The sequence below is a fragment of the Streptomyces sp. NPDC015532 genome, assembly GCF_043078065.1.
Lineage (GTDB): Bacteria > Actinomycetota > Actinomycetes > Streptomycetales > Streptomycetaceae > Streptomyces.
Map to the genome: position 1 here is coordinate 36,271 of NZ_JBIBSY010000027.1, position 14,057 is coordinate 50,327.

The window sequence follows — 14,057 nt, forward strand, 5'->3', positions numbered from 1 at the left end:
GGAGCCGCCGGTGTGACAGTGCGGGCGAAGAAGTTTCAGCGGTTCGGCAGGAGCGAGGCCATGTACTGGACCGTGGCGGCGAAGGCGTCCTCGCTTCGGGCGTGGACATCCTCGCGGCCGTTGGGGGTCATGATCGCGCCGTGCAGGGCGTACTGATGGGGGTTCTGGGAGATCAGGGTCAACCGGGGACCGAAGATCTCGGCCATCTCGGCGATGCGGTTGGCTCGGGACAGGCCAGTGAGGAAGACCGGCATGTCCTCGGGCAGATGCTCGGCAAGCCAGTGCAGGCCGGGCCGCTCCCAGCTGTCCCAGTCGGCGTTGTCGCGGACGGTCTGCACGTTGATGGCGATGCCCGCCGGCTGGGTGTCCTCGATCCAGGCGAGATAGCGCTGGAGATCTTCCAGCCGGAACCAGTACACGTTCGGTACGACGTTCACGCCGGCCTCGGCGAACTCCTGGGCGAGCATCAGGCTGCGGCGCATGTTCAGCAGGTGCTCGGTGCGGGGCCAGTCGCCGTAGATGCTGTAGTTGCACGAGAGCACCAGGTCCCACTCCTGCTCAGCTATTCGCTCGACGAGCCTGTCGCGTTCGCGGCGGGTCCAGAAGGCCTCGACGAGGGGGTCCTCGCCGTAGCCGACAAGGACGGCCTTTTGGTGTTCCCCGAGGGCGAGGGCCTGGCGTGCGGTCTGCTCGGTGAAGCGCTTGTAGAGCGTGTGGGTGTCCGGGGAGAAGACGCGCCGCAGTCCGACCCCGTAGGCCGGCCAGTTCAGGCTGGTGTCGAGCTTGGTGATGGCGCTGCCGTCAGTCATGGGAATGAAGGACGGCAAGCCGGTGGGCAGGGTGCTGTCGACGGTGATGTCGTCAAAGGTCAGGGTGCCGCCGACGTCGGCCATCCACCCGGCTATGTCGGTCCGGCTCCCGCACCGGATCGGGCACTTCCGGGTCACGCACGCGTTCGCCGGAGCGTCAGCTTCGGCCGCCGCGCACCCGCAGAACCGGCAGTCGGAGTTCTGGCCGGTGCACAGCGGCTCGACAGTGGCCGGGCCTCCCCGACCGTCAGGGCCGGCGTAGAAGGCGCAGCTGTTGCAGTCGCAGCCCCGGCCGGGCAGGGGCACGCCGACGGTCGGGATGGGCAGGGAAACACTGGTCATGCGGCTTCGCTTCCTTCGTTCATCGCGTCGTGGTCTGTCTGGTCGCCGGCGGGGACGTCGTCGAGGTGGGTACTGAGCTCGCGCAGGGCGAGACGCAGGGAGCCGCGGTCGTATCGCGCGATCTCCTTGCCGGCTCGGACCTCGACCAGCAGGCTGCGGATTCCGTCCAGGGCGGTGCGGATCGTGTCGGTTTCCACGGCAGGGCGACTGGGGGCGGCGTCGGCCGACAGCTCCGCCGTGCCGGCCTCGGCCGCCGGCGCCGGCGCCGGTGCCGGCTGCGACGCACCGACCGCCACCGAGACCTCGGCCGGTCCTTCCTGGCCGAATGCCGACGGGGCGGCGTCGTCATCGCCGTCCTCGGATTCCTCCTGAGCTTCTGAGCTGCTCAGGACCCGGGTGAGCTTCGCCCGGCGGCCGGCGTTCGCCGCGTCCTGACGCTCCTCGGCTTCGGTGATGATCTCTTCTGGGTCAAGCTCGGGCTCCTCCAAGCCGACGTTCACGGCGGTCGGCAGCAGGTGGAGCCGCTTGGAGGACTTCAACGCGGCCCAAATGCCCTCAGCAGCCTGCGCCCGGCCATTGCGGAGCTCGGCGAACTTGATCCGCGTGTTCAAGCGGACCGCCGCCTCGTCCATCTCCTCGGTGAGGTCACGCGGCAGCGCGCGGAACGCACGCACGAGCTCGCCGGCCTTGCGCTCGTTGAGCTGCAGCCCGAGCCGGTCCAGCACCTCGCTCCAGGGAGCGGCACATGCGCTGTCGGTGCCGCGGATCTTCTCCAGGGCGTAGAACCGCTCTGCCGGGTCAGGAATCGCGTAGACCTCCTGGGGCACGGGCTTGCCGGCCTTGAGGAGCTTGCCGACCAGGATGGCACACCGCTGGTACAGCAGGGCGGCGGCCTGCTCGCCGGGCCGGAGAGGCTCGCGCGCGAAATTTTCGACGAAGCGCCACATGTGACGCTCCTCTTCGGACAAGGGACCTGGGCAGACCACGGCGGGCAGGGCCGCGAAGTGCGGGTTGTCCGGCCGGTTGACGGCGCCCCAGCGCATCGCACGCAGTCGGCGCTCCCCCGTGACCAGACGGATCGTCGGCGCCTTCCCGTCGACGACGATCTCCTCGGCCAGGACCGGCTCCAGGAGGCCGATGACGGACATGGAGGAGATGAGGTCGGCGAGCTCGGACGGAGGCAGGGAGTCGGAGGGGTTGCGGGCGTGGGGCTCGGTGAAGGGTGCGCCCTGGCCGCGCAGCGGCAGCATCTCGAACCGCCGCTGCCGCAGCTTGACGCTGCGGTGCAGGATCTCGGTGAGCCGGATCATGCTCCCGCCGTCGGGCGGAGCCTCGAGCGAGGTACTGGTCATGGTGCTGCTTCCTTCGGGGCCGGGGCGCGGCCGGTCACTTCGTGGCGAGGTAGAGGTCGGTAGGGGCGGGGCGGGCGGACTGCGTGCCGCTCAGCAGCGGGGTGAAGATCGGGGCGAACGGCCCGTGCTCCTGGAGCTGCTGCAGGGTGGTGACGCCGATGTGGATGTCGCCCTTGAGCCGGCTGAGACGGACGTCCGCCGCGGCGCGGGTGTAGAGGTCCTCGGTACGCGCGGCCAGCCGCTGCGGGCGCCGGTCCGGCTCCCCGGCCTTCGGCGGCGCCGCGTCGAGAATCACCAGGACCCGGGGGAAGACCGGGTAGTTGTACATCCACGCCGGCCGCGTCGCGTTCGGGGTCCGTCGCGTGCGGTCCGCACTTTGCGGGACGTACTCGTACAGCCGGCCGTAGGCCTGGAGCTTCGCGGCGAGCCGCGCGGAGGTCATCGTGGCGCGGTCGAACTCCACGAAGAAGCTGAGCATCGTGCGCCGGCCACCGCGCTCCATGTGCACGTAGTTGAGGATGGCGTCGCTGATGACGTGGTCGTCCTCGAAGCGGCGCTGCCCGTCACGGATCCGGTTGGCGACCTCCGGGGTCCAGTCCAGCGGACCGCACTCGTGGCCGAGGCGGCGCGCCCACTCGACGAAGGCAACACCGACCTCGTTCACGCCGAGCGTGTGCGCCTGCCGGGCCCCGGCAACCGACTCGGGCGACACCCGGTAGGGCCGGGAGGGCAGCTCTCCGGCCTCCTCCACCGACGCGGCGCCGGCTTCGGTGAGGAACCACAGGAACGGCAGGCTCTGGACGCGCCCGCGGCCGCCGGGTCCCTGTGCCCGGATCCGGTCGACCAGCCCGGCCTGGTGCAGCTCGCCAAGCTGCCAGCGCAGGTACACGGGACGGCCCGGCCGCTTCTCGGGCAGGGTCAGCAGCACATGCAGCTGGGGGGTGGACAGCACCCGGTGCTGGTACAGCAGTTCCAGGATTTCGCGGCCGATCGTGTGAAAGCTGCGCGTCGGCGCCGACGTCGCCGGCGATTCGGCAAGGGGCATGTTCATCCGAGCCTCGACTGGTTCTGGTGGGGATTGATCGGGTGCACGTTGTTCGGGGTCTCGTCAGCCGGATCCGGCTGCGCGCCGCTGATGAGGGTGCCTTCGCTGTCGTGAACCCGCGGCTTGGCGGGCCCACCGGCGGACACCGTGCCATCGGTCGGTCCACCGGGGCCTTCGTCATCCGCAGGTGCGGCTTCGTCGAAGTCGGGCTCGTCGGGCGGCACATCGGCGCCGGTGGGATCGTCGTCGTCCGGCGGGACATCGAGGGTGACGATGAACCGGCGCAGCCTCAGGTCCAGCCGGCGCAGGTCGGTGAGGATGTCGCGCACCGAGCGGCGCTGCAGGTTCTCGTCGATGGCCCGCGCCAGCCGCTCCTCGTTCTGCGGCCGGAAGTAGTCGCCGTACAGGTCCTCCACCGAGGCACCGCGGACACGGAACGGGTCGCTCGTACCGCCGTCGAGCGTCACCGACATCACGTAGTTGTACCGGTTGAGCTGGACGATCGTGTCGGGGGAGACCTTCTTTCCCCACCGTCGGGTAACCAGCGTCGCCTCGTCGACGTCGGACGCCGTCGTCGACAGGATGGACAGATTCTGCAGCAGGCCCTGCCTGGTGGTGGCGCTCAGCCGCTGCGCCATCTGCGTCATGGCGAGCAACTTCACGTTGTACTTGCGCAGCTGCTCGGTGATCTGGGCGAGGGTGCCCTTGGACGCGCCGTCCACGCTGGTCAGCTCGTCGATGAAGGTGTAGAAGTCGCGGCGCTGGTCGGGCGGGGTGTCTCGTCGTGAGAGGCCGGCGCGGAAGAGGTCGTAGATCAGCAGGGAGCTGATGATGCGGTCGACGTCGCCGGTGCCGGCGGGGCAGACGAAGACGATCTTGCCAGTGTCCATGGCGTGCCGGATGTCGTACGTCGACCGGCTCGACCCGAGGAACGCCTTGATCGCGTTGCTGGACGACAGACGCTCGATGATGTTGGTGACGACCGGCACGGCTTCCTTGCTGTAGCTCGGGAAGACGTTCTCCCAGAAGTCCCGGATGTCCTTGGGCAGGTAAGGCAGCACGTTGGTGCGCCACACGGCGTCGGTGAGGATCGTACGGATCTGGAAGACGGTGGGTGCCAGTTCGGGCCGCCCGGCGCGGCAGACGTGCCACGACAGGTAGACCAGGGACTCGACCGCCCGGGTGAGGATGGTCTTCGCTCGGCCGGCGCTGTCGCTCCAGTTCAGGGCCGCGGCGAAGCCGGTGACGATGTACTGGACGATGTCGGGGATCTCCGACTCGCGCCGGCGCTCCATGGACAGCGGATTCCAGGAGCCGACCATCTTGTCGAGCTCCGGGGACGTGAGGTCGATCTCCCAGATCCGGTCGGCCAGTTCCTTGTGCGCCAGGTACGGGCGCGCGCGGGTCCAGCCGTCGCCGTGGGGGTCGAGGAAGAGCACGCCGAACCCGTTGTGGGCGAGGGCGATCGCCTGCACCAGCGACATCTCGGTCTTGCCGAAGCCGGACTTGCCGAGGAACAACGCGAACAGCAGGTACTTCAGCGGGACGCCGGCCAGGCGCTCGCCGCCGCCGGACTTGGACACCCAGCCGAGGGGGAGCAGGCCCTGCTGTCCCGTCCACGTCGGGAGGGCCGCCGGCGGGGGCGGCACGACCCCGCCCGAGCGGGTGATGTTGGGGGCGTTGTTGTGCTTGGTGGGCGGCTTGAGCAGGCCGGCGATCTCCTGGGCGGTCACCCAGGAGTGCCGGCGCGGCACGAAGAGCCCGGTCTCGAAGCGGCGGTCGAACTTGCTCCGGTAGAACCAGTGGTCCGAACGGACGCGGGTGACACCGAGGTGGAGGCCGACGGGCCGGAGGTGGTTGTCGCCGGACCACGGCTCCAGGGCGGCGAGGACCTGGTCCAGCAGCATCCGGGCCCGGTACTCGTCGCGTGCACAGGTGCGGACGAGCAGCTGCATGGAGAAGACGGGCTCGGCGCCAGGGGCGAGCTTGCCCATCGCGGCCTTCATGTCGGCGACGCGGTGGGTGCGCTGCTGCTGGTGGTGCTGCCGCTGCCGGGCGCCGCCGCCCTGGTTGCCCTTCATCTCGGTGGCGATCTCGGACATGACGGCCCCGAGGTCGAAGCCGAACCGGTTGGTGCGCTGATGCGGCATGCCGGGTATGGCCGGACCGTCCGAGGGGTTGCGGCGGGCCTGGGCGAGCAGACGCCGACGGCGGCTGCTGACCCGGTTCGGGGCGACGGGAACGAGGTCCAGCATGACGTCGGCGGCCTCGCCGAGATCCTCGCGGACGTCGGCGACCGCGTTGGCCAGGGCCTCGAGCGGGTCCGGGGTGAGCGGCACTTCGCGCAGGGCGAGGTGGTCAGGGAGAGCCAGGGCCAGCTCCGCGCGGGCGTAGTGCATCTCCCGGGTGGCCGGCTTGTCGCGGAGGTTCGCTTGCGGCTTGGCGAGCTCGACCGGCGGTGCAACGGTCGGGTCTGGTGCGATGGTCATGATCTACCTGTCTGTGGTGTGCGTCGGGGCGTCAGGAGCCGAGCCGGATCTGCGGCTGTTCGCGTGCAGCACGGCCGTCGGCCTCCACGGGCCTCATTTCGACCTGGGCGTAGCCCTGGTGGCGCAGCACGGACATCGCTCGGTCCGGGCCCTCGACCCTCATGGACAGCGCTCCGTCGGAGCAGGTGAAGCGGACGCGGAGGGCGCTGGTGCGGGTCGAGGAGACGAGCCAGCGCGACACGCTCTTGTGCGCGCGGGCCATCTGGTGCCCGAAGCGGATGACCTCTTCCGGCTTCGGGTCGAAGCCTGTGGTCGGCAGCACTTCCAGGGCCGTTCGCTTGGACATCGGGCCGCGGGAAAGGGCCCAGCGGACCGCGGCAGCGACACCGCCGGCCGCCAGGGCGACCATGGCGACCCACCAGGCGTTGGCCATCACCGTGTCCGCCAGCTGTTCGGCGTGACCGGGAAGGTCCCCGGTGAAGCCGATGACGCCGTCGATGAGGTCGGTCGTGGTCATCGCCCACCGTCCGCGGGCAAGGTGGGCAGCGCCGCGGCGTCAGCCGGAGCGGGCACGGGGTAAGTCGGGAGCACGGCGGCACCTCCAGAGAGCAAACGGGCCTTTCGTCTGCTACAGGTGTCGGGATCCGGCTCGGTGTGACACTCCGCTCCGAAATTCTTCGCCGAGTTGCGGCGGCCGGCGCCACGGCTCCCTGCAGGGAGCGCGTGACGCCGGCCGTGGGTCAGATCTTCACGCCGTGACCGCGGAGGTATGCCAGCGGGTCAATGTCCGATCCGTACTCGGGTCCGGTACGTATCTCGAAGTGGAGGTGCGGGCCGCTGACGTTGCCCGTGTCGCCGGACCATCCGATCCGGTCGCCGCCCTTCACCTTCTGGCCGACGGAGACATTCAGCGAGGACTGGTGCGCGTACTGCGAGTACTTGCCGTCCCCGTGCTTGATCACCACCTGGTAGCCGTACGCGGAGTTCCAGCCGGCCGTGACCACGGTGCCCGGGCCCACCGCGCGAACCGCGGTTCCCTTGCCTACCGGGAAGTCCACGCCGGTGTGGTAGCCGCTCGACCACATTGACCCCGAGACCCCATATCCGGTGCCGATGTGCTCGTCGGCGACCGGGGCGACCCATGAGCCCGAGGTGCCGCCTGAATCGGGCTCGGTGTAGTCCGGACGCTTCATGATCAGGATTCGGTCCGTCCAGAACGAGAGGGGCCCGATCCGGACGCGGGCACCGGTGTGCGGTGCGTCGATCACCTCTCCGCCGCCGATGAACATGGCGACGTGCTCCGGGCTGGAGGCGCTGCCACCGGAGAAGATGAGGTCGCCGGGGCGCAGGTCCTTCGCCGAGTTGACCTTGCTGCCGATGCCGACCTGGTCGTACGTGACCCTGGGGAGGTTCACGCCGACCTTGCTCCAGGCGTACTTGACCAGGCTGGAGCAGTCGCAGCCGGTAGAGCCCACGAACGGGGGCTTGCAGCTGCCGCCCAGGACGTAGGGGGTGTTGTACGCCTCCTTGGCGCCGGCGACAACCTTGGCCAGACCACCGGAGACCTTGCCGTCCATCGGAGCGGCCCACTTCTCCGCCCGCTCCCGGATCTCGCGGACGTAGTCCCGGGTCTCCTTGTACGGCGGGATCCCGCCGTACCGCTTCACCGCGCCGCCGCCGGCGTTGTACGCGGCGAGCATGTTGTCGACGACGTCGCCGGGCACGCTGCGGATCTCGTCGGCGAGCTTGCAGTCGTAGGACACCATCGACGGCACGGCGTCCTCGGGATCCAGGGGGTCTGCGCCGCCCTTCTTGTTGGCGTCGATGCCCTGCGTGGCCCAGGTGGAAGGGATGAACTGGGCGATCCCGAGCGCGCCCGCTCCGCCGTCGGGCGGGTTCTTGCGGAAGTTGGACTCCTGGTAGAGCTGGGCGGCGATCAGCGAAGGCGTGGTCTCCGCGCAGCCGTAGTCCCGCACTGCGTTGAGGATGATCGGGCGCAGCCAGTCGGGGATGTCTTTGGTGTCCGACAGGCCGCCCCCGAATCCCGCGTTCTCCAACGCGTCGCTGGTGTTGTCCTCACCGATCGCCGAGGTCAGCGCCAGCACGGCAGCCAGCACCAAGCCGAAGCCGAGCAGGCATGACAAAAGGATCGAGATCAGTACTCTGCGCAGGGCCTTGGACTCGCCTTGCTCAGACATTGGGAAGCCCTGCGACGCGCCAGCTGCCGTCGGCGCCACGGCGGAGCTTGAGTGCCACCTGTTCTTCCGACGCGGTGGCGGCACCCGTGGAAGGCGTCTCGGTCAGCCTGTAGATCACACGCGCGAAGGCGGAGTCCTCAGTCGGTGCGGGAGCTCCGTCCGGCAGTGACACCCGCAGAACGGTGACCGTCACCTGGACCTGGCGGTCCTTCCAGTTCAGCCACTGCCGCCGGCCGGCGCTGCCGCCGGTGTGAGTGCGCAGGTCCTCGGCCAGATCGCCGTCGGCGTAGGCGGCGGCGCGCCGGGAGGCGTCGTCGAACGAGGTGTCCCGGCCCGGCCGGGCGTCGTGGCTGGCCCACGCGGTCGTGAACGCCCGGGCCGCCTCCTGCAGCGGTGCGGGCAGCGAACTCGGCTCCGAGGCGACGGGAGACTCGGACGGCTCGGCTACGGGTGAGGCCGTCGTCGGGCGCGCGCTGCCGGAGCTGCTCCCGGTGGCAGCTGCGGAGGGTGCGGCCGAACGCGCAGAAGGTTCAGGGGCGGCGGGACGATCGCTCCCACCGAGCCCGAGGAAGAGAGCGACGCCGACAGCTGCCAGGACTGCCGCAGCGGCGAACAGCACGATCGTCCCGCGCTGGGCGCGAGCACGCGCGACATCGGTTTTCGGCATGAGGGTCCCCCGTGAGGTGGTTCTGGTGCGGTGATCTGGGCGGCCGGGGCCTGTCAGGCCCCGGCCGCGGCCCGGCTACGGCCGGGGCCTGGGCGGGCCGGGCGGCCGGGTGGCGCGCCGGATGGCCCGGGGCGGAGCCGGCGGCTTGGCCGGCATCGACTTCTTCGCGGCCGGCGGGGTCGGCGGTGCAGGGGTGGGCGGGGTCGGCATCTTCGGCACCCCGGCCGGCCCGCTGGCCGGCGGCTTCACCGAGCTCGGCGTCTTCGTGCCGGCCGCCTTGGGACCGGGCGTCTTGGCACCGGCCGCAGCCGATGCGCCCCCAGGAGTCCTCGGCGCGATGGCACCGGCCCGGGGCCCGGGAGGAGTCGCGGCCCTCGCGTTCGGCTGGATCTGCGCCAGACCGAGGTTGACCTGCGCCTTCGTCCCCTGCTTCGCTACGAACTTGCCGGCCGTGACCGTGTTGCGCACGTACTCGTCCTTGAAGTCCTTGGCCTCCTGGACCTTCTTGTCGACGGTGCGCGCCTTCACAGCCTTGAGGTCGTCGCCGACCTTCTTCCCGCGCGCCATGGCCGCAGCGCCACCACGCTTGGTCGCGGCAACACCGCGGGGGATCCCCACAGGTGCGCCCACCGTGGCCATGAAGGCGAACTTCCCGGCCTTGGCGCCGTACTTGGCAGTCGTGGCGGCCGCCTTACCGGTGGCCATGGTGGCCCTGCCGCCCCTGGTCTGGGACATCTTGTTCGCGGCCGCCGTGGCCAGCCGCTTCTTCAGGGTCTGCTTGGCCGCCTGCTGCGCCGCGACCTTCGCGGCCGTGCTCGCACCGCCGGTGCCGACTGCCGCGGCCGCGTTGGTGGCAAGCCGCGCCGCAGTCCGCAGCCGGCCGGCCTTGCGGTTCGCCTGCGGTGAGCCGACCCAGGCGTTCTTGGCGGACTTCAATCCCTGGCCGACGGGCTTGCTCACGCGCCGCGCCTCGCTGCGGGCCTCGCCCCACATCTGCTTCAGACCGGGGGCGGTCTCGGCATAGCGGCCGGGACTGCTGAACACGGAGCGGCGGCCGGCGCCGCCCACACGCGCATTGGCCAGCTTGCGGTTGAGGTTGACCGCGATGCTCTGCGCGGTCTGCTTGATCTTCTTGTGACCGGCCAGACCGGCGACGGCCGTGACGTCGATGACGATGAACTTCACGGCCAGGACGTCACCGGTGTCCGCGTCGATCAGGGCCAGAACGATCAGGATGAAGATCGCCAGGAAGAGGATGGCGATGATGATGCCGAGAACGGCCTTGGTGATCGCGGAGAACCAGCGCCACAAGGTGGCACGGCCGCCGCCGGGCAGAATGCCGGCGGTGAGGGCCCAGTGACCGCGGATCGCCTCGAAGGCCAGCCAGCCCTGCGCCGTGAGGAACGTGCCGGTGACCAGGATCATGAGGATGGCCACGATGACCGCGGCGATCGCGACGAACAGAGCGGAGAAGGCAAGGTCGGCGGATGCCCGCTTGGCCTTGGGCTTCACGTCCCCGCAGGCCGCCTCGAACTTCTTCGCGTTCTCGTTGAGTTGCCCGATGAAGTTCGTGTCGTAGATCGAGTCCATCATCGCGGCGTCCCAGTAGTTCATCCCGAGCTGGTCGAGGTTGAACTCGGCGAGCTTGTACTCGCGGAAGGCCTTGTCGCACGGCCCGTCGAAGGTCTGCCCGTACACCATGAGCTCGTTGGGTTTGACGATGAACGCATCGACCAGGGCGTCGGTGATCGGCTTCGCTACGTTGTCCGGGTCAGCGCTGCCCTTGGCGCTCGCGGGGTCGTCGGCCAGGACGATGCTGGCGACCTCCAGGGTGAAGTCCTTAGCCTTGCCCAGCAGGCCTCCTTCCGAGAGCAGCATGGTGGAGCCCTGCGGCTGCGCCTGGTCGTGCTGGCCGAGCAGGACCTGGGCCGGCGAGACAAGCACGGTGGTGGTCAGTGCGGCGACGACCAGGGAGACCCCGATTTCGGCGAAGCCGCGCGAGCGCTCCTTGAAGAGGATCAGCCAGCCGCAGTAAAAGCCCGCGAAGGTCAGGAACAGGCCGGGGAGGCCGAGCCGGTCGATGACCTGGTTCTTGATGGTGCTGGAGATGTTCTCGACGGGACCGACCATGACCTTGGCCAGCCCGAAGTTCAGTGCCCACTTGATCAGCCAGCAGGTGAAGCCGATGACCCACTTCGAGACGCCGAAGAGCAGCTGGGCAACGATGTTCCAGATCTTGAGGTCGATGTCCTTCCAGCCGCCCGTGTCCGTCTTGACGGTGTAGGAGCTGATCGGGACGCCGTCCTTGTCGGTGACGTTGAACGGCTGGAGGATGCCGTCGCTGCCGTCCTTGGGCTTCTGGTTCAGGTTCTTGCCGCCGGGGCCGGCAGCCGGCTTCGCCGGCGCGGACGTGCTTGGCGACGGCGACGGCGAGGGGTCTGCCGTGGCTGCAGGGGCCAGCACCACGGTGAACAGGGCCAGCAGAACGCCGATCAGACCGAGGCGCCGCTTGAGGCCACGCTGCCGGAGGCGACTCATGCCAGGACCCCGTCCGCCGCCTCGGCGAGCTCCACGGCCTCGTCGGCTTCGTCGTCGAGCTGACCGGGCGTCGTGGTGATCGCGGCGGCCGCCTTCTCGTCCGCAGGGATCAGCACCTTGATGCCCGCGATGCGCTTGCGGAGGTCCCGGTACAGGCCCTCGCCGGCCCGCAGGGCGCGCTCGGTCTCGCTGACGTTGAGCGGGCTGAGGTTCTCGGTGATGACCTTGAGCATTTCGTCGTCGATCGGGTCGAGGTCGAGGAACTCCAGGCACCGCGCGGCCAGAGCCTTGCCGCGGTGGCGGAAGACGAAAATGTGGCTGAGCAGCGCCCTGATCTTGTCGCCGATCTCGTTCTTCGGTCCGATGTCGTACGGGTCGTGGCTGCCGGCGAAAGCTCCGGCGTTGTGCTTGCGGCCGTCGGCGATGAGCTCGAGCATCAGGTTGGAGCCCTCGGCGGACGAGGTGAGCCACCAGCACTCGTCGAGGAAGACGCCGGCGAACTCGTTCGGGTCCGCGAAGGCGATCTCGCGGCAGAGCGCCGTCATCAGGTACATCAGCCGCCAGCCGAACCGCTTTTCGACCTCCAGGCTCGGGAGGCGGTGCTCGGAGAGCTCCTCCTTGGTGGGCAGGCCCAGGCGGTCGACGGCGAAGACGATGCTGTCGGAGTCCGTGATCCGCACGACCGGCAGCGTCGGGTCGAAGATGGTGCGGCCGAGGTCCTTCTTCGCCAGCGAGCGCAGCTTGCGGACGAGTTCGGAGGCGGCGGCGCGGACCGCGTTGTCGTTCGGCTCGTCCGGGTCGGGTGTGCGGGCCCGGTCGGCAAGGGTGTCCATCAGGGCGGTCATGCTCGGCTTCGGGCCGAGCCGGGTGGCCTCGATCGCCTCGGCGAGGGTGATGCCCTCGATGCTCATCGAGCCGATGTCCAGGAGCGGGGTGAGGAAGGACTCGGTGTAGCGGGCGGCGCGCGGGCCGCGGAAGACGCGCAGGGGGTCCAGGCTGACGCCGGCGTTCTCGTCGACGTTGATGATCTGGGTCGTGCCGGGGCACGCGAGCGCGAACCGCGACCATTCCTGCTGGGGAGTGCGGTCGATGACCAGGGCGCGGCCGCGGGAGTTCCTCTGCCCGGTCCGGTGGCCGGTGGTGAGGATCGAGTACATCGCGCACTTCATCGCGACGGACTTTCCGGAGCCGAGCTCGCCGACGAACGCGGCGGACGCGGAGGCGTTGACGCGGGGGCCGTGGGAGAAGTCGACCAGCACGGGGCGGACGCCGCCGCCGTTGAGCTGGAGGCCGAAGAGGCTGCCGGAGTCGTCGCCCAGGCCGGCGCCGCAGAACGGCATCGACATGGCGAAGTCCCGGGCCAGCAGGTACTGGGTGTAGTCGAGCATCGGGCCCGGGGTCTTGGTACCGGGCAGCATGCCGTGGAACAGCGCGACCTGGTCGCCGGTGGGCCGCACCAGCGTGTAGTCGTTGCCGCCGAAGTGGTTGGCCAGCGACGTCGCCTTCTCATCCGCCTCCTCGGGGGTCGTGCCCCACACGCAGGTGGCGACGGTGGCGCGGATCTCGACCTCGGTGCTGGAGGCGGTGAGCCGGTCGCGGTACTCGTCCAGGGCGAAGGACGCCTTGTCGAGCGATGCCGGCACACCGGAGGTCTCGCCGTCGTACTCGCCGCGCTGGTGCGCGAGCTCGCGCTGCTGCCGCCGGCTCTTCGGCTCGGCCTTCGAGCCGGACTCGACGTGCAGCCGGACGGCCCAGTCCACGGGGAAGTTGAACTCGTCCAACGCCGCCAGGTACTCGCTGCCGGGGAACCGGAAGGCTTCCGGCATCTCGGAGAGCACGCAGAACGCCTGGTAGGAGTCGCCGTGTTCGCTGGTGGCGCGCAGGTAGCGGCGCTTGAAGGGGTTGGTGGGGCCCTTGGAAGCGCGGGTGCCGCGGCCGCCCTCGTCGAGGATGACCTGGGTGTGGGCGGTCACCGTGTGGCCGCGGCCGCGCAGACCCCGCGGTGCGCCGTCCTCGGGCAGGAGCGGCTCGTTCAGGCCGCGGCGGGCGCTGTGCCCGTAGATCCACAGGATTTCCGCCTCGGTGGCGGGTCGCATCTTGATGCCGGAGGGCCAGCCCGCCGCCAGGCGGGTGGCCTGCTCCAGGCGCTGGCGTTCCTCGGAGAGGGATATCGGGGCGACCGGCAGGCCGAGGGCGCCCATGACTTCCGACTGGACGGAGGAGAAGACGGCCCGGGTGCTCTGCTTGAAGTCGACGTGGGACAGGGGGACCGCGAGGAAGTCGACGCGGCCGGTGAGTTCGAGGTCCTGGAGCTGGTCGAGGACCTTCAGCGCCAGGTCGACGTACTCGGGGGAGGCGTCGAGGTCGACGCCGGCGGTCATGCGGGTGACGACCGACGCGGCGTCGACGCTCGGGCACAGACTGAGCAGGAGGGCTTCGCCCCGCAGGGACTTGAAGAGGGACTCCAGGGAGTCCAGTCGCTCGCGCTTCGTGGACTTCGAGGCGTGGGTGTAGTTCTCAGTGTCGACGCGCCACACCGCCCACACGGTGGCGGCAGTGGTCCAGATCAGGTGGCCGCTGATGTGCCGGACGGGGAGACGCATGGCGTTCTTCTTTC

General features: G+C 69.8%; 9 protein-coding genes. All 9 read right to left on the bottom strand.

Features of this window, described 5'->3' with window-relative positions:
- Window positions 1-35 precede the first annotated feature (35 nt).
- Complete coding sequence (locus ACF07B_RS41660) at window positions 36-1,151, bottom strand: DUF4417 domain-containing protein (protein WP_376265109.1); 1,116 nt, start codon at window positions 1,149-1,151, stop codon at window positions 36-38.
- Entirely contained in the window at window positions 1,148-2,503 is a 1,356-nt protein-coding gene (locus tag ACF07B_RS41665) for a ParB N-terminal domain-containing protein (RefSeq protein ID WP_392182779.1), read from the bottom strand. The genes ACF07B_RS41660 and ACF07B_RS41665 overlap by 4 nt, the downstream gene beginning before the upstream one ends.
- Window positions 2,504-2,537: 34 nt before the next feature.
- Window positions 2,538-3,554: a replication-relaxation family protein gene (locus ACF07B_RS41670; protein WP_024126972.1), complete on the bottom strand. Its 1,017-nt coding sequence runs from the start codon at window positions 3,552-3,554 to the stop codon at window positions 2,538-2,540.
- Entirely contained in the window at window positions 3,551-6,037 is a 2,487-nt protein-coding gene (locus ACF07B_RS41675; RefSeq protein WP_392182780.1) for an ATP/GTP-binding protein, read from the bottom strand. The genes ACF07B_RS41670 and ACF07B_RS41675 overlap by 4 nt, the downstream gene beginning before the upstream one ends.
- Window positions 6,038-6,068: 31 nt before the next feature.
- Window positions 6,069-6,554 (bottom strand): hypothetical protein, encoded by a 486-nt coding sequence (locus ACF07B_RS41680; protein WP_392182781.1) that lies wholly within the window; start codon window positions 6,552-6,554, stop codon window positions 6,069-6,071.
- Between the two features lie 223 nt (window positions 6,555-6,777).
- On the bottom strand, window positions 6,778-8,235 hold the full coding sequence (locus tag ACF07B_RS41685; protein WP_392182782.1) for a peptidoglycan DD-metalloendopeptidase family protein: 1,458 nt from the start codon (window positions 8,233-8,235) through the stop codon (window positions 6,778-6,780).
- Window positions 8,228-8,902, bottom strand: coding sequence for a hypothetical protein (locus ACF07B_RS41690; RefSeq protein ID WP_392182783.1), 675 nt, complete (start codon window positions 8,900-8,902; stop codon window positions 8,228-8,230). The genes ACF07B_RS41685 and ACF07B_RS41690 overlap by 8 nt, the downstream gene beginning before the upstream one ends.
- A gap of 75 nt (window positions 8,903-8,977) precedes the next feature.
- Window positions 8,978-11,440, bottom strand: a complete 2,463-nt coding sequence (locus ACF07B_RS41695; RefSeq protein WP_392182784.1) for a hypothetical protein — start codon at window positions 11,438-11,440, stop codon at window positions 8,978-8,980.
- On the bottom strand, window positions 11,437-14,043 hold the full coding sequence (locus ACF07B_RS41700; protein WP_392182785.1) for an ATP-binding protein: 2,607 nt from the start codon (window positions 14,041-14,043) through the stop codon (window positions 11,437-11,439). The genes ACF07B_RS41695 and ACF07B_RS41700 overlap by 4 nt, the downstream gene beginning before the upstream one ends.
- Between the last annotated feature and the right edge of the window lie 14 nt (window positions 14,044-14,057).